We start from the raw sequence: 15,224 nt of genomic DNA, 5'->3' as shown, positions 1-15,224 counted from the left end.
GCTCCGAGGAGACACCTCCCCCTCGACGCGCAGGAACCTCGGGTCGGGGATCAGCGGGTCCCTGAAGGCCATCGCGTCGCCCGCCGAGACTCAAGTGGAGACGTGCGATCCGTCCGCGGGGACCCAGTGGCGGCCCCCCAGAAGGGCGGAGGACCGTTTCTTGCCACATTGCGGTGGCTTCGGGCCCCCGTCCGCCACGTGCACTCCGACATGTCGCTGATCGACGCCGAGAACCGACGACACGATCCGCCGGCCGAGCCGGTCCGGCTGTGGCGGGCCCCCGCACTGGTGCTCGTCGGAGCGGCGGTCTATGCCGCGATCGGAATGGCGGTGCTCAGTCCCGGGCCCTGGGACGTGCCGCCCGCGTACTTCGTCTACGCGCCCAGTGGCATCGCCTTCGGGTTCCTGGTGCTGCTCGACCGGTCCGCGCTTCCCATCGCGCTCCTCGGCGCTGGCACCGTCACGCACCTGACGGGTGGATCGGTCACCCACGTCCTGGCCACCGCGCTGGGCGCCGCGGCCGAAATGGAGGTAGCCCGTCGCCTGCTCCTCCGCCGCCGCTTCGAGCGCCGGACCTTCGACCTGCGCGCGCTTTCGACGCTCGTGCTGGTCGCCTTCGCGGCGGGCGCCGTGGGCGCCTGCTTCGGTACGACCGGCCTGGCCCTGTCCACCGACCGCCCCGCCGCCGCGCTCGCGCGGGTCTGGTGGATGTGGGCAGCCGGACATGGACTGGGCATCCTGATCGTGGGATCCCCCTTCGCCCTGGCCTGGAGCCGCCCCCGCGACGCTCGCCACCAACGCATCGTCGAATCCCTCTTCGCCACCGTGGCGCTGGTGTTGGCTGCGCAGCTGACGTTCAGCACCGAGATGGAGGCCCTCACGGGCTTCCCCATCGAGTACCTGACCTATCCCTTCCTGATCTGGGCGGCGCTGCGACTGACGCCGTTCTGGGTGGCGATCTGCAACCTGTTCCTGGTGACGTCCGCGCTGGTCTGGACCGGACTGGGGATGGGCCCCCTGTACCGCGGCGAGATGGCGACCAGCTTGATCTGGGTGGGAGTCTTTGGCCTCGCCACCTGGCTATCCACATTGAGCCTCTCCGCGATCGTGACCGAGCGGGTCGAGACCGAAGCCGCGCTCCGCGACGCCAAGCGGCAGGCTGAGCGGGCCGACCAGGCCAAGAGTGATTTCCTGGCCAACATGAGCCACGAGATCCGTACGCCCATGAACGGCGTCATCGGCATGACCGACCTGCTGCTGGCCTCGCCCCTGCAATCCGAGCAGGTGCACTACGCCGAGACCATACGCAGCTCCGCGGAGTCACTGCTCACGGTCATCAACGACATCCTCGACTTCTCCAAGATCGAGGCGGGCGCGCTGACCATCGACCCACAGCCGTTCGATCTGAGGTTGGCGGTAGCGGACGTGATGGGGATGCTGGAGGTCCGGGCCCGAGAGCAGAACAACGAACTCTCGGTCTTCTATGCGGGTGACTGTGCGCGTCATGTGGTGGGCGATCCGGCCCGCATCCGCCAGGTGCTCGTCAACCTGATCGGCAACGCGCTGAAGTTCACCCACGATGGGCAGGTCTCACTGCGCGTGCAGGCCGTGGATACCGGCCCCGGCAAAGCGCGTTTCCGCTTCGAGGTCAAGGACACCGGGATCGGCATCGAGCCCGAGCGCATCCCTACCCTGTTCGAGAAGTTCACGCAGGCGGACGGATCGACCAAACGGCGCTACAGCGGAACCGGATTGGGTCTGGCGATCTGCCGCAACCTGGTCGCGCTCATGGAGGGCACGATTGGCGCTCGCTCCCGGGTCGGCGTGGGATCGGTCTTCTGGTTCGAGCTTCCCCTGACGATCGCAGCGCTGCCGGCAGGCGCGCCACGGAATGTCGATCTTCGACACCTACGGGTCCTGGCCATCGACGACTGTCTGGTCAACCTGCGTCTGGTCACCGAGCAGCTCCGCGGCGTCGTGGAACGCGTCGACGTCACGACCCGCGGAGAGGAAGGCATCGAGATGCTCCAGCGCGCAGCCGCGCGGGGCGCCGCCTACGGCATGGTACTGCTCGACTACCAGATGCCCGACCTCGACGGTGTGGACGTGGCCGAACGGCTCCGGAAGCTCCCTGAGGTCGCCGACACTCCGTTGATCATGCTCACGTCGTTCCAGCGCTCAGGAGACCGGGAGCGGCTGCTCCGCACCGGCTTCTCCGGGTACCTGGTCAAACCCGTCCTGGCGAGCGACCTGATCGCAGTCATGGGCGCCGTCAGCCAAGCACCCGGCTCCGCGCCGGACCGCCTGATCACGCGAGAGACGGTGGCCGAGGTGCGGGAGCCCTTCCGGCTGGAGCCGCTGTTCGGGGATGATGCCTCTGTCGACGTCCTGGTGGCCGAAGACAATCCCGTCAACCAGGCGGTCGCCCGCAGCATGCTGGAGAAGCTTGGCTGCCGTGTCACGCTGGCCACGGACGGGCAACAGGCGGTGGAGTTGGCCACCCAACGTTCTTTCGCGGTCGTGTTCATGGATTGTCAGATGCCACGCCTGGACGGCTACGAAGCGACCGCTGCGCTACGAGGTGCCGAAAGCGGCCGCGCCGCCACGCCGATCGTGGCCATGACCGCCCACGTGATGTCGGGCGATCGCGAGCGTTGTCTGGCGGCGGGCATGGACGACTACATCCCGAAGCCCATCCGTCCCGAAGAACTGCGTCGCGTCTTGGAGCGCTGGGTGGCGGTGCCGGCCGGCAGCGACTGACCGCGGAATCCCGGGTCACCGCCCCCGAGCGACACTTCGCCAGGTGCGTCCCACGCTCACGTGGAAGAGGACGGGCAAGTAGAAGAGCTCCGATGCCACTGAGGCGCGAGCGGCCTCCAGGTCGGAAGACGCAATGAGGATCGATCGATCCACCGGCTCGAAGCTCGGCGTCTCTACCCGTGGTGTGGACAACGGGAAGGAAATCCCGAGCGTCCACGACACCCCGGAACGATGCACTTTACGGTAGCCCAACCCGAGGGCGAGGGACGTGGACGGCCGAGTGCGCCAGACAACCTCGAGGTCGGTCGCATAGGAGCCGTTTCCCAGGGCCACGGTCGGCCCCGAGCGCGTATAGGACATGTGGTAGCGCGTCGGCCGCGCGTGCTGAATGGCCAGGGAGCCGAACAAGCCGACCCGCTCCGGCCCAGCTCGCAGGGACACCGCGTGCACGCTCCCAGTACGGTGAGCCAGCTCGATGTGCCCATCCCGGGGACCACCGAACCCCCACGCTTCGAAGAGGTGGAGGTCCAGCCCCGGTTGAAACGAGTACCCGGCCCAGACATGACCCGAGAGGCGCGTTCCCGCAGTCGCGCCCGGCCACCCCCAACCACCCACCGTGAGGCGGTCCACGGTCGCGTCCGTGAGCAGATTACCAGCCATTCGCACGAAGGCCCCGGTCAGGTTGACCTCGACGTCCCAGGCCCGACTCGACTCCTGGCCGTGTGCGGCGGGTGCACCCACGGCCGCCCCCAGCAGCCAGATCAGCAGCGTCCGCTTCATGGCTTCGCTCCCATCATCGCCCGCGCCAACCCCGCGGCGAGCGCTCCGGTCGGCCGTTCCCGATTCGACAACAACACCACGGTCACCGCGTCGTCGGGAAAGTGCCCGGTAAACGCGAAGAAGCCGGACACCTGACCGTTGTGGAACAGTACCGGCCGACCCAGCCGCTGCGTCACGACCCAGCCGTATCCGAACTCGTTCCGATCGGCGGTCATCAACTGGTGCGTTGCCGTCTCGCCCAGCACGTCCCCCCCAAGAAGCAGGCGCGTCCAACGGGCGACGTCGGACGCGGAGGCCACCAGTCCGCCGGAGCTGCGCACGAACGAGTAGTCAACCGGCGTGACCGGACTTCCGGCCGCGTTCCGACCTGGGGCAAGATCCGGCACATCCGCATCCCATTCCGCGAAGGCGACGGACGTAAGGCCCAGAGGGCCGGTCAGTTCCGACCGCAGGACCTCCTCCCAGGCACGCCCCGTCGCAAGCTCCACGACGCGCCCGAGCACCAGGTACCCCGGGTCGCTGTACTCCACGTCCGTTCCAGGGCGGAAGCGGAGCGCCCTCCCCCGCAGGATCTCGACAACCTCTTCCAGAGTGAGCGAACGCGCCCGGAGCGAATCGAAGTCGTCCTTGGTGAACGGCCGGATTCCGGCCTGATGGTGCAACAGGTGGTGGAGGCGGATGGAATCACCCTGGGCAAAGCCCGGAATCCAACGAGACAGCGGATCGGACAGACCCAGCTTCCCCTGCTCCTCGAGTCGCAGCACGAGCGCGGCCGTGAAGCTCTTCGTGAGCGATCCGATCCGGTAGCGCGCCTCGGACCCGGCGCGAACCGCCACGGAGTCGCCGAAGCGCTGCCAGAGCAGGACCTCCGAGCCTTGCTCGAGGTAGGCCGTCCCCTCGAAGCCCGCCTCCTCGATGCACACGGCGAGCTCGCGGCCCGAGCAATCGGCAGGACCGGCCGCACACGAGGCCGCGGCGATCCCGATCGCGAGGCATGCGCCCGCCCGAACGGCTGCACCCATCTCCACCCTCCCTCGCAGGCGCCACTGCACTGCGTGGCCAGAAGCTACGGGCATTCGGCCCGGCAGGGGGACGGCTTTCAGGGGGGATTGCGGTGAAACCGCTTGCTGATGCGGCAGATCTGCCGCGGGGTACCGCGAACGATCGACTAGACCGGCGTCCCCAGGCGGGCGGCGAGGGCATCGCGGTAGCTGGAGCTGACGCGCCAGACGGTTCCGTCGTCGAGCTCCACCGCCGGCTCCCGGCTCCCCGGTCGCAGCACGGCGACGATGGCTTCGATGCGAACGATGGTCGAGCGGTGGACGCGTTGGAATTGGGCCGGGTCCAATTCATCCTCGAGATCACGCAGGCGCCGGCGCACGAGTTCTTCGCCCGAGTCGTGCACAACCCGGACATAGTCCCCGTCGGCCGCGAGGACGCGGATGCGGTCACGAGGGACCAGGCGCACGCCGGAGCCGCGCGGTGCCGCGAGGTGAGTGGGGGCCGGAGTGTTGGGCTCCACCGACACCTGTCCTGCGGAACCCGCACGCCGGCCTCGGTGCACGAGCGCGCTCACGACAATGGCCGTGAGCAAGAACCACCAGGGAGACAACCGCACGGCCAGTCGGACTCCCAGGTCCCCCGGAGAAGGGTGGGCCGAGGGCTCGAGGGTGACCGAACCGAACACAAGGAGCCCCACCGCGACCCACCCGACCAGGTACCCCGTCCAACGGGTCACCAGCAGCCCACGTCGCGCCATCTCGTCCATGGCCTTCTCATACGCCTTCCGCCGCCCCGTGCTCCATCCGACCCGGGAGCAGCACCTGCCGGCGACCCGCCGAGGTCAAGAACGCCGACGCTCGCAGAGCGTCGGAAACCGGGGGCAGACGTCGTCCGTAGGGCGTCGAAGCCACCCACGCCCCCGGAAGGACGCTCATGGAACGCCTGGGCCTCGACGTTCGCTACGCGTTGCGTCGACTCCTCAAGAAGCCAGTGTTCACGTTGGTCGCCGCCGTCTCCCTGGCGCTCGGCATCGGCGCCAACACCGCGATCTTCACACTGGTCAACGCAGTGCTCCTGCGCGACCTCCCGCTGGACCGTCCCCAGGAGTTGGTCGACGTGTATCGCAGCGTGGCGGGCTTCTCGCACGCGACCTTCTCCTATCCCGACTATCGCGATCTCAAGGCCGACGCATCCGAGGTCTTCACCGACGTGGGCGCCTCCCGTCTCGCACTCGTGCCGATCGACGCGGAGGGGCAGATCGAGGTGGTTCCCGCCGAGCTGGTGACCGGGAACTGGTTCTCTCTGCTTGGCGTTCCCGCCGAATACGGCCGCATGATCCAGCCCGACGACGACGTGGCCAAAGGCGGGCACCCGGTGGTTGTGCTCGGATATGAGTTCTGGCAGCGACGTTTCGGTGGTGACCCGGAGGCGGTGGGCGCGAACCTTCCGCTGTACGGGCGCGACTATCGAGTCATCGGCGTGGCACCCAAAGCCTACAGCGGCAACCTGAGGGGGCTGAACCCGTCGTTCTACGCACCGATGATGATGATCGGCCACCTGCAGCCCGCGGACCAGGACGAGCTGGAGGCACGGGGCAACCAGAGCATCTTCCTCAAAGCCCGCTTGGCCAGCGGTGTGAGCGTGTCGCAGGCGCAGGGGGCGGCCACTCGATGGGCAGCCGGCTTTCGGGAGACCTATCCAGGCGAGTGGCAAGCGGACAACGAGATCACGCTGGTTCCCACGTCCGACGTGATCATGAACCCGATGCTGGACCGCTTCATCCAGGCGGCAGCGATCCTGATGCTGACGGTGGTGGCTCTCGTGCTGCTGATCGCCTGCGCCAACCTCGGGAGCTTCCTCCTGGCGCAAGCGGCGGACCGCCGCAAGGAGATCGCCATCCGACTGGCGATGGGCGCACAGCGTAGCCAACTCGTTCGCCAACTCCTCACGGAAAGTCTCTTGCTGAGCCTTGCGGGAGGAGCGCTGGGGATCGGCCTGGCGGTGCTGTCTCTTCGGGCGCTGCAGGCGGCCGATCTGCCGCTGCCGTTGCCGATCACCCTCGATCTCGCGCCCGATGCAAGGGTGCTCCTGTTCACACTGGCGGTCAGCGTCGTGGCCGCGGTGATGTTCGGGCTGGCCCCGGCGCTCCAGGGCAGCCGCCCCGACGTGGCACCCACGCTCAAAGACGAGAGCACCGGAGGAGGGCGACCTCGGAGGGTGAACCTGCGCAGCATGTTGGTGATCTCTCAGGTTGCCGTTTCCCTGGCATTGCTCGTGGGAGCCGGTCTCTTCCTGCGCAGCCTGCAGGCTCGCCTGGCGGTCGATCCGGGATTCGGATACGACCCCGCTGCCGTCCTCACCATGCAGCTCCCGCCGGAACGGTATTCCGAGGAGCAGGGAAGCGCCTTCATGCAGGAGTACGTCGCCCGGGTGGCGGCGCTGCCCGGCGTGAGCGCGGTAGGGCTGACCGACGATCTGCACCTCAGCACGTTGAACAACTCGATGACTGGAGTGGGCATCGACGGCGTCGAGCCACCTCCAGGCCAAGACTACCATCTCATCGACCGCGCCATCGTCGACCCCGGCTTCTTCGCGGCCACCGGTGTCCGAATCGTGCGGGGCCGCAACTTCGACCTCAGCGATGAGGCGGGCGGCCCGCGCGTGGCCATCGTCAGTCAAGCGATGGCAGAGCGGTTCTGGCCGGGACAAGACCCGATCGGAAGGATCATGAGGGGCCGGGACACCGAGACGACCGTCATCGGAGTGGCGAGTGACGCGAAGGTGCGCTCCCTGGGCGAAGATCCTCGGCCGTTCATCTACCAACCCTACTCGCAGAGCTACCGCTCCGGCGTCACGGTGGTGGCCCGGACCGACGGCGGAGACGAGCGCACCCTCCTGAGCATGTCGGAACTCCTGCGAACCATGGATCCCGAGGCCATCGTCTTCGAGCAGAAGACCATGGCGCGACATCTCGAGACCATGATGGTGGGGCACCGCCTGGGTGCCTGGGTCATCTCGGCCTTCGGTGTGCTGGCGTTGTTCCTCGCCACACTAGGGCTGTACGGCGTGGTCAGCTACGCCGTCGCCACCCGCAGCCGTGAAGTCGGGATCCGCTTGTCGCTGGGTGCCGAGCCCGCCCAGGTGATCCGCATGCTGATGCGGGGAGGGATGCGGCTCGTGGGCATCGGGCTCGTCCTGGGGTTCGCGCTCGCCTTGCTGGGATCGCGGCTGGCGTCCGGACTCCTGTACGGCGTGAGCGTGACCGATCCCGTGGCCTTCGCGGTGGTCCCGCTCCTTCTGGCGGCAGTGGCCGCCCTGGCGGCCTGGATTCCGGCCCGACGGGCCGGGCGGGTCAGTCCGGTCCGGGCGCTGCGCGCCAACGGCTGAGGGAGTTCCCCCAAGCGCGCGCGGATCCGCTCCTCAGTTCTCCGAAGCCAGAGGTCGGACGGCCTTCAGCACCTCGCGGGTCAGGTCCCAGCGATCGAAGCCCTGGCGCCCGTAGTCCAGGCCACGCCGCACGATCACCAGGTCGTGCGAGGGGACCACGATCACGAACTGACCCCGGTTGCCCGCCGTCGAGTAGGCGTCCTTGGGGACGTCCGTTCGATCGTCGGGGACCAGCCAGAACTGACCACCGTAGAAGTTTCCGGATTCGGCCGTGGCAGGAGCTGGCGTGCGCACGAAATCGATCCACTCCTGGGACAGCAGTCTCTGGCCCTCCCAGACGCCGTTCTGCTCATACAGCATGCCGAAGCGTGCCAGATCACGGGCATTCGTGTAGACCTGGCTGCTCAGAATGAAGTCCCCAAAGCGGTCGGTGCTCACCAGGGTGTTGCGCATACCGATCCGGTCCAACAACGCGCGCCGGGGAAACTCCAGATACGTCTGCGCGTTGCCCAGGGCCAGCTTCAGCGCATACACGGCCAGCAAGGTGTCGTAGTTCTCGTAGTCCCACACCGAGCCCGGATCCCGTACCAGGGCACGGCTGCGCGCGCCCACCGTAGAGCTCGCGCCGGCCCAGTAGGACAAGCCCGACCCGGTGGCGTACTCCAGCGCCTGGTTGTCGATGGACTCCAGCCCGCTGGACATGTTGAGCACGTTGCGCAGCGTGATACGCCGCCGGGGATCGTGCTCTGGAGACGCGGCCTTGGGGAGCCATTCGAAGTCGAGCGCCTGATCCAGGCTCATGCGACCCTGGTCCACCAGCATGCCGATCAGCGTAACGGCGATACTCTTCGCCGTCGACCAAGTGCGCGTCCGCGTGGAGGCATCCACACCGGGTGCATAGCGCTCGTGCAGGATGCGTCCGTTCTGGACCACCATGAGCGACAGCGTGACCTGCTCAGGCGTAGGCCGGTTGAACGCCCAATCGGAGGCAGCCTGCAGCGCGGCTCCATCGACGTTGGCAGGGAGTCCGCGGTCTGCCACCAGATCGCCGTTGGGCCAGGGAAGCGTGGCAGCGTCTCCCGAGAGGGGCGGCATCGTCAGCTCTGGAAGCGAGGCGATGTCGTCGAACGTCTGATCCGGGGCCAGCACCACGCAGCCGATCCCCTCACGAAATGCCGCGCGCATGACAGGCACGTAGCCCTCTGCGCCGATCGCAACCGCCTTGCGGTCCCAGTCGACGACGTAGTCGCCGCCCGCGGCGGTACCGACCGGCTCCCGGACGTAGCGCAGCTCCTGGTCGAACACCTGATCGAGCGTGCGGTGGGACGTGAACAACCCGTTGCACATCAGCACGGCCTCGACTCCACGCTGTACCAACTCCCGATTGAAGGCCCAGTAGTCGTAGCGGTCCTGCTGTTGCGCGACGAGCGCTGCGGGCACCAGGGAAAGCACCGCGAGGAGCATCGGGCTGGAGCGCTTCATGACGGACTCGGGCACGGGGATCGGGAAGACTTCGGCATGATAGAGGACGACGCAGGCTCCGCGCGAGAGGGACGCTGCCCGCTCGGGTCAGCCTAGCGGGGACGGCAACCCGAGGGAGTTCGGGATAGGGGCGCACCCCCCGCGGGGATCAGCCGCGCCACCACGACCTGACCGGACTGGGGACGTACGCGTGCCGTGACGGTGCAGGTGGCACCAGGAGCTCCAGCGGTCGGGCTGGGAGCTCGGGTCTCGGCAAGCGCCGACCCCACCACCGTGACCGGGCCATCCTCACAGCTCACCCCGAAGCGAGCCCGCCCCCCGGGAGGAAGCTCACCGATCTGGACTTGTCCGGCCCGGTGGGAAACGCTCAAGGAAACTCCGGTCTCGTTGCGCGCCTCGACCAGGCACTCATCGCCACGTGCCCCGGGCCCGGTACCTCCGGATGTCGCCGTGTGCGCGCAGGCGCCAAGGAAGCAGACGACCCCGAGCCACCCCCACTGCCCCCGTCCGTCCATCCGCCTCCCCTCCTTGCTGGTGTGCTGCATCGACCCTACACAAGGGGATCGAGCGCGTTCCGGTCCGAGAGTTGCTGCGCTCGACGAGCGCCGACGCCCCACACCCGACGCCCCCCGAGCCCGAGTCGCCAATGGCACCGCACCCAGACCCGAGGCGCCGTTCCCATTCGGTGGGCTCCTGGGTCATCGCCGCCCTCTGCCTCACGCTACCCACCTGCGACATCGCGGCCACGGGCCCCGACGGCGACTCCTGTACGGACTCCATGGGTCAACAGGTGCTCGACCTCGTCAACCAACACCGAAGCGACGCCGGGCTGCCGGAGCTGATCGTCGACGCGCGCATCGTCGACGCCGCACGTCGGCACTCCAGGGACATGGCCGAGCACGATACGTTCAGCCACACCGGCACAGACGGGTCCACTCCCTCCGTACGGGTGCGCGAGTCGGGATACGACTGGAACTACGTGGCAGAGAACATCGCCGCTGGCCAGACCAGCCCCGCCGGCGTGGTCGCGGCCTGGATGGACAGCCCCCCGCACCGGGCCAACATCCTCTCCACGCGGGCGGCCCATGCGGGGATCGGGTACGTTCAAGCCTCGAGCACGACCTATGGGCACTACTGGACGCTGGACTTCGGGGCGTCCGACGCCGCACCGGCCACGCCGCGCGGTGGCTGCCACCCCTGACGCACGGCCCTACCTGGCCGCGCCTGCTGCCTCGGGCTACCGTCCCTGATGCGTTGGCTCTTCCTCGCGGTCCTGGTCCTGGTGATCGGAGCTCTCGGCTTCGGCAAGGACGGCTTCTTGCGAAGCCGCTCCCCCGCTGCCGTCCGCGACAGCCGCGGCGGGGCAGCGATGGACGTCCTGGTCCTCGCCTTCGCGCTGGCGCTGCTGGTGGGTCTCGGCGAGTTGTCGGGCGTGGCCTACACGCAGCGCGTGGCACAGAAGCTCGCGTTCTGGAACCTGAACGCAGCCTGGCTCACACCGGCCGTGTACCTGCTGCTCTTCTCGGGCCCGGCACTGACCCTCGCGCTCATCGCCGCCTGGCAGCCGAAGCTGGTGCCCCTGCAGGTGGCGGTCTTCGCGCTGGGTTTGCTGGCGACCGCCTCGCTGTCGCTCTCCTTTTTCCGCGTGCATCGCCTCGCGCTCGCGGTGCTGGCGTTGGGGCTGGCCGTGCGTCTTGCGCAGCTCGCGGGCGCCCACCCTGCTCGGATGCGAGACACCGTGCGCCGCGGCGCAGGGCTTCTCGGGATCGCCTGGATCGGTCTCATCGCGCTGGGCCTTCGTCAGGGAGCGCGGGAACGGCACGCCGTCGAGAACCTCCCCGCCGCCCGCGAGGGCGCACCCAACGTGCTGTTGTTGATCCTCGACACGGTGCGCGCGCAGAGCCTCTCACTCTACGGATACGAACGGCCCACCACGCCCCATCTCGAGCGCCTGGCCGCGGAGTCGGTGGTCTTCGACCGGACGATCGCCCCGTCGAACTGGACCCTCCCCTCCCATGTCTCGCTGCTCACGGGGACCCACCCGCACGAAACCACGGCTGGCTACCGCAAGCCCCTCGACGGCACGCAGCCCACGTTGGCCGAGCACCTGCGCTCGCTCGGATACGCGACCGCGGGCATCGTGGCGAACCGGCATTACACCAGTGCCGAAACCGGCTTGAGTCGGGGCTTCATCCACTACGAGGACTACCTGGGCACGGACGAGCCGCTCCTGATCCACGCGTGGCTCGGGAACACAGTCGGCGTGCAGCGGTTGGCCGCCGCCCGCACGCCCAAAGCCGTTCTCTCCGCGCTACTCCGGTTCAGCCCATCGAGGGGCAACAAGCGTGAGGCGCACCGCCGGTCCGCAGCGGAGATCAACGAGGCGTTTCTGCACTGGAGCGCGACTGTCGAGGGCCGACCGTTCTTCGCCATGCTGAACTACTTCGATGCGCACCAGCCGTACGAGTCCCCGGAGCCCTTCACGACCCGGTTCGCCATCGATGAGCCGACCCCGGAGGGCCTCCCCAAGGACATCCGGGCTGAACAGGGGCGCTATGACGCGGCCATCGCCTATCTCGACGACCAGATCGGTGCGCTCCTCGCCGAGCTGCAACGCCGGGGTGCCCTGGACAACACCATCGTCATCGTGACCGCCGATCATGGGGAGGAGTTCGGAGAGCACGGCGGCAGCGGGCACGGCGGCCACCTGCTCATGGAAACCATCCACGTGCCTCTCCTGATCCGCTATCCGCGCGGGCTGCCCGCGGGGGTACGCGTCTCTCCCTTCACCAGCTTGCACGACGTGCCTTCGACCATCGTTGCACTCGCCACGCCCGGCGTGGCGTCACCGCTCGAGGGGAGGTCGCTGCAACGGTTCTGGGACGGTAGCACCGATCCGCAGGACCCCGTCTTCCTCTCCGAGATGAGCCGCGGGCCGGGGGGAACGGCACCCTCGTTGGGCTACACGGTGGAAGCCGAGCGCAAGTCGCTGATCGACGGACGCTATCAGTTCCTCTGGGGACGTCAGGAGGACGACGAGCGGGAACGCGTGTACGACCTGCGGAACGACCCCGGGGGCCTTGTCGATCTCGTGGGGACCCCGGCGGGAGATACCGTGCGCGCCCGCCTGCATCGGGCGCTCGCCGCCGCTCTGCCGGGTGGGGAAGGCTCCGACCAGCGCTAGCAGTTCGCTGCAGCACGCGGTGCCGGTGCAGGCAAGGCGTCGAGGCCCCAGGCGCGGGCGCCGGACCCGTCCTCAAGAGGCGGTTTCGACGATCTCGTCGCCCAGCGCTTCCAGCTGAACCCGGGTACACCCTTCGTAGCGGTCGTCCGCCGTCGACGCGTAGGCGGCGCAGAGCCGATCACAGGGAGGACCCACCACCATCTGATCGGCCATCTCGAAGAGGACGTGGTCCTCCTTGAGGATGTGTCCGCGAATCAACTCGATATAGTCGCGCCCGGCCCGCACCAGGCCGGCGGCATCGACCGCGTGACCTTCGCCCTCTCCCAGCGCCGCCGCCATGGCGGCCACGTGGTGGCGACCCAGGCGATGCTCGTGGAGCATCACCGCGATGGGACCGGCGTCGTGTGGCATGCCCCGCGCCTCCAGCGCCGGAAAGAGCAGCCCTTCCTCCTTTCCATGGTGACAGGCGTCCGCGAACAGCCGGAAGAAGCGCACGCACTTGCCGATCGTCGCCAGGTCCAGCAACCCGGGATCTGCCTCCAGCAGCGGCTCCAGAACGGCGACGACCTGCAGGATCCGCTGATGCTCGGCCCGAAGCACACCGGTCGACGTGCGAGCGTTCATGATTTCACTCCTGGTCGAGACGACACGACACGGGTGTAGATGACCGTGAAGCGACCTTGGGCCACCACCTGACAATCGAGGCAGTCCTCTGAGAAGTCCTGGCCCCGTACCGGCTCGGTCTCGACCTCGAACCCCAGCTCTTCGTAGAGCCGGATCATCTCGGCCGCCCGCTCACCCTCGGCGATGAACCGCCTTTCCCAGCCGGCCGCCAAGCGTTCCGAGTCGTCCGTCGCCGCCTCACCCGCCGTACGATGCGCCTCGCTGCGTACCAGCCCAGCGAGGACGCGCACGGAGTCCGCTCCTGGGCCTCCGGGGGCGGGCGCCCGCACCACCGGAAGCGAGCGGCGCTTCGGTCCGGTCATCGACGCTCCCCGACCGGCCCGGCCTCGAGCGTCTCCAAGCGACGCTGGCCCAGGTAGGCGGCGCCCAGCGCGGACGTGAACTGCACCATGTCTCCGTCGGGCACATTCACCTCGGAGCGGAGCTCGCCCCGAATCACGTCCACCATGCGGTGGAAACGCAGAATACCGCCGATGAGCGTGTACTCAGGCTCCATGCGGACGCGTTTCATGAGCTGTACCGAGCGGGACACCAGCGAGACCACCGCACCGTGCATGATGTCCGCGGGTGCGGCGCCCAGCGACAGCTGGTTGATCACCTCCGACTCGGCGAAGACCGCACACACACCGGAGATCGGGACCGGGTTCTTGGACGTCTCCACCAGCGCCCCGATCTCCTCCGTCTCGTATCCCATGTAGCGGGCTGTCTTCTCGAGGAACGCACCCGTGCCCGCGGCGCACTTGTCGTTCAAGCGGAACGACTTGACCTTGGCGCCCTCGTCCAGTCGCGTGGCCTTCATGGTCTGGCCCCCGACGTCGAGGATGGTCTGAGTGCCGGGGAAGAGGAGCGTGGCCCCGCGGGCTGCCGCCGTGAGGTCCGTCACATGCGTGTCAGCCTCTTCCATCTGGTGCCGCCCGAAGCCGGTGGTCACCACGTACTCGACGTCGAAACGGGCGAGCCCACCCTCGGCCAGCGCCTCGGCCAGCGCCTCAGTCCCCGCCTCCCCCAGACGGAATCCGGTGGGGCGCATGGCGTGCCCGGCCACGGCGTGGTTGGAGTCGAGGACCACTGCCTTGGTGTAGGTCGACCCGATGTCCACTCCGGCCGTGTATCTCATGGCAGCACCTCCTTGGCTTGCGCGGGCTGTCGACTCGCCCGCACCTGGTCGAGCGCGAACAGCGCCGCGCCGAGCGCACCCATGTAGTGGGACTCGTCGCTGACGTTGACGGCGGTGCCCAGCCGCTCGTTCAACGCGGAGATCATGGCGGTGTTCTTGGCCACGCCCCCCGTGAAGGTCACCTCGTCTTCCACGCCGACGCGTCGCAGCAGGCCCACGGAGCGACCGGCGATGGAGTGGTGCACGCCCAGAAGGATGTCCTCGATCTTCTTGCCCTTCCCGAGCCACGACAGCACTTCGGATTCGGCGAACACCGTGCAGGTCGTGCTGATCTTGACCGGGCGCTCACCGCGAAGCGCGGTGGGGCCCAGCTCGTTCAGCGGGATATCCAGCGCCCGCGACGCGGCTCCCAGGAAGCGGCCGGTGCCCGCCGCACACTTGTCGTTCATGCAGAAGTCGACGATCTCGCCGCTCTCGCTGACACGGATGGCCTTCGTGTCCTGGCCACCCATGTCCACCACGGTCCGTGTCGAAGGGAACATGTGAACCGCCCCACGTCCGTGACAGCTGATCTCGGTCACCTGGGCATTGCCGAATGTCACCTTGTAGCGGCCGTAGCCGGTACCGATCACGTATTCGACCTCCCGCTCCTCCAGCCCGCTGGCGTCGAGGGCCTGCGTGAAGGCCTCCTGAGCAGCTTGGATGACATTGGCCCCCGTGTCGGTGAGGGCTCGGGCCACGATCTGGCCTTCCTCGTCGACGATCACTGCTTTGGTCTGGGTCGAGCCGACGTCGACCCCCGCTGCGTATGCCATTGCGGTCTCCTGG

13 protein-coding genes are annotated in these 15,224 nt (G+C 68.2%); 4 read left to right on the top strand and 9 right to left on the bottom strand.

What is annotated here, in order from left to right; all coding sequences use genetic code 11:
* The first annotated feature begins 210 nt into the window (after positions 1–210).
* Positions 211–2,760, top strand: coding sequence for a response regulator (locus R3E10_12065; GenBank protein ID MEZ4416472.1), 2,550 nt, complete (start codon positions 211–213; stop codon positions 2,758–2,760).
* 15 nt (positions 2,761–2,775) lie between these two features.
* Here R3E10_12065 and R3E10_12060 read toward each other — a convergent pair whose 3' ends face one another.
* From R3E10_12060 to R3E10_12045, 4 genes are all read right to left on the bottom strand, one after another.
* Complete coding sequence (locus R3E10_12060) at positions 2,776–3,540, bottom strand: hypothetical protein (GenBank protein MEZ4416471.1); 765 nt, start codon at positions 3,538–3,540, stop codon at positions 2,776–2,778.
* Positions 3,537–4,562: a serine hydrolase domain-containing protein gene (locus R3E10_12055; protein ID MEZ4416470.1), complete on the bottom strand. Its 1,026-nt coding sequence runs from the start codon at positions 4,560–4,562 to the stop codon at positions 3,537–3,539. The genes R3E10_12060 and R3E10_12055 overlap by 4 nt, the downstream gene beginning before the upstream one ends.
* A 146-nt stretch (positions 4,563–4,708) precedes the next feature.
* Positions 4,709–5,308: a LytTR family DNA-binding domain-containing protein gene (locus R3E10_12050; protein MEZ4416469.1), complete on the bottom strand. Its 600-nt coding sequence runs from the start codon at positions 5,306–5,308 to the stop codon at positions 4,709–4,711.
* 7 nt (positions 5,309–5,315) lie between these two features.
* Entirely contained in the window at positions 5,316–5,477 is a 162-nt protein-coding gene (locus R3E10_12045; GenBank protein ID MEZ4416468.1) for a hypothetical protein, read from the bottom strand.
* Here R3E10_12045 and R3E10_12040 point away from each other — a divergent pair.
* Entirely contained in the window at positions 5,476–7,929 is a 2,454-nt protein-coding gene (locus tag R3E10_12040; GenBank protein ID MEZ4416467.1) for an ABC transporter permease, read from the top strand. The genes R3E10_12045 and R3E10_12040 overlap by 2 nt on opposite strands.
* 33 nt (positions 7,930–7,962) lie before the next feature.
* On the opposite strand, the gene R3E10_12035 is transcribed toward R3E10_12040, so the two are convergent.
* Positions 7,963–9,411 (bottom strand): serine hydrolase, encoded by a 1,449-nt coding sequence (locus R3E10_12035; protein ID MEZ4416466.1) that lies wholly within the window; start codon positions 9,409–9,411, stop codon positions 7,963–7,965.
* Between the two features lie 646 nt (positions 9,412–10,057).
* Here R3E10_12035 and R3E10_12030 point away from each other — a divergent pair.
* The gene (locus tag R3E10_12030) at positions 10,058–10,612 is read left to right on the top strand and encodes a CAP domain-containing protein (protein ID MEZ4416465.1); all 555 of its coding nucleotides are present in this window, start codon (positions 10,058–10,060) and stop codon (positions 10,610–10,612) included.
* A gap of 48 nt (positions 10,613–10,660) precedes the next feature.
* Positions 10,661–12,595 (top strand): sulfatase, encoded by a 1,935-nt coding sequence (locus R3E10_12025; GenBank protein MEZ4416464.1) that lies wholly within the window; start codon positions 10,661–10,663, stop codon positions 12,593–12,595.
* A gap of 72 nt (positions 12,596–12,667) precedes the next feature.
* Here the strand turns inward: R3E10_12025 and R3E10_12020 are convergent, their stop codons facing one another.
* Genes R3E10_12020 through R3E10_12005 form a run of 4 tightly spaced genes read right to left on the bottom strand, consistent with a single transcriptional unit; the run spans position 12,668 to position 15,211 of the window.
* Positions 12,668–13,219 (bottom strand): hemerythrin domain-containing protein, encoded by a 552-nt coding sequence (locus R3E10_12020; protein MEZ4416463.1) that lies wholly within the window; start codon positions 13,217–13,219, stop codon positions 12,668–12,670.
* Positions 13,216–13,581: a hypothetical protein gene (locus R3E10_12015; GenBank protein ID MEZ4416462.1), complete on the bottom strand. Its 366-nt coding sequence runs from the start codon at positions 13,579–13,581 to the stop codon at positions 13,216–13,218. Before R3E10_12015 ends, R3E10_12020 begins: the two co-directional genes overlap by 4 nt.
* Complete coding sequence (locus R3E10_12010; GenBank protein MEZ4416461.1) at positions 13,578–14,396, bottom strand: acyl-CoA dehydratase activase; 819 nt, start codon at positions 14,394–14,396, stop codon at positions 13,578–13,580. The genes R3E10_12015 and R3E10_12010 overlap by 4 nt, the downstream gene beginning before the upstream one ends.
* Entirely contained in the window at positions 14,393–15,211 is an 819-nt protein-coding gene (locus tag R3E10_12005) for an acyl-CoA dehydratase activase (GenBank protein MEZ4416460.1), read from the bottom strand. The genes R3E10_12010 and R3E10_12005 overlap by 4 nt, the downstream gene beginning before the upstream one ends.
* Positions 15,212–15,224: the final 13 nt, after the last annotated feature.

The sequence above is a fragment of the Gemmatimonadota bacterium genome (genome assembly GCA_041390105.1).
GTDB lineage: Bacteria > Gemmatimonadota > Gemmatimonadetes > Longimicrobiales > Gaopeijiaceae > JAGQIF01.
This window is presented reverse-complemented; position numbering and strand designations above follow the sequence as displayed.

Coding starts and splice junctions, on each gene's coding strand:
- R3E10_12050 (MEZ4416469.1), bottom strand. CDS start 5,308: ATGGACGAGATGGCGCGACGTGGGCTGCTGGTGACCCGTTGGACGGGG.
- R3E10_12015 (MEZ4416462.1), bottom strand. CDS start 13,581: ATGACCGGACCGAAGCGCCGCTCGCTTCCGGTGGTGCGGGCGCCCGCC.
- R3E10_12045 (MEZ4416468.1), bottom strand. CDS start 5,477: ATGAGCGTCCTTCCGGGGGCGTGGGTGGCTTCGACGCCCTACGGACGA.
- R3E10_12040 (MEZ4416467.1), top strand. CDS start 5,476: ATGGAACGCCTGGGCCTCGACGTTCGCTACGCGTTGCGTCGACTCCTC.
- R3E10_12020 (MEZ4416463.1), bottom strand. CDS start 13,219: ATGAACGCTCGCACGTCGACCGGTGTGCTTCGGGCCGAGCATCAGCGG.
- R3E10_12030 (MEZ4416465.1), top strand. CDS start 10,058: ATGGCACCGCACCCAGACCCGAGGCGCCGTTCCCATTCGGTGGGCTCC.
- R3E10_12065 (MEZ4416472.1), top strand. CDS start 211: ATGTCGCTGATCGACGCCGAGAACCGACGACACGATCCGCCGGCCGAG.
- R3E10_12005 (MEZ4416460.1), bottom strand. CDS start 15,211: ATGGCATACGCAGCGGGGGTCGACGTCGGCTCGACCCAGACCAAAGCA.
- R3E10_12060 (MEZ4416471.1), bottom strand. CDS start 3,540: ATGAAGCGGACGCTGCTGATCTGGCTGCTGGGGGCGGCCGTGGGTGCA.
- R3E10_12055 (MEZ4416470.1), bottom strand. CDS start 4,562: ATGGGTGCAGCCGTTCGGGCGGGCGCATGCCTCGCGATCGGGATCGCC.
- R3E10_12035 (MEZ4416466.1), bottom strand. CDS start 9,411: ATGAAGCGCTCCAGCCCGATGCTCCTCGCGGTGCTTTCCCTGGTGCCC.
- R3E10_12025 (MEZ4416464.1), top strand. CDS start 10,661: ATGCGTTGGCTCTTCCTCGCGGTCCTGGTCCTGGTGATCGGAGCTCTC.
- R3E10_12010 (MEZ4416461.1), bottom strand. CDS start 14,396: ATGAGATACACGGCCGGAGTGGACATCGGGTCGACCTACACCAAGGCA.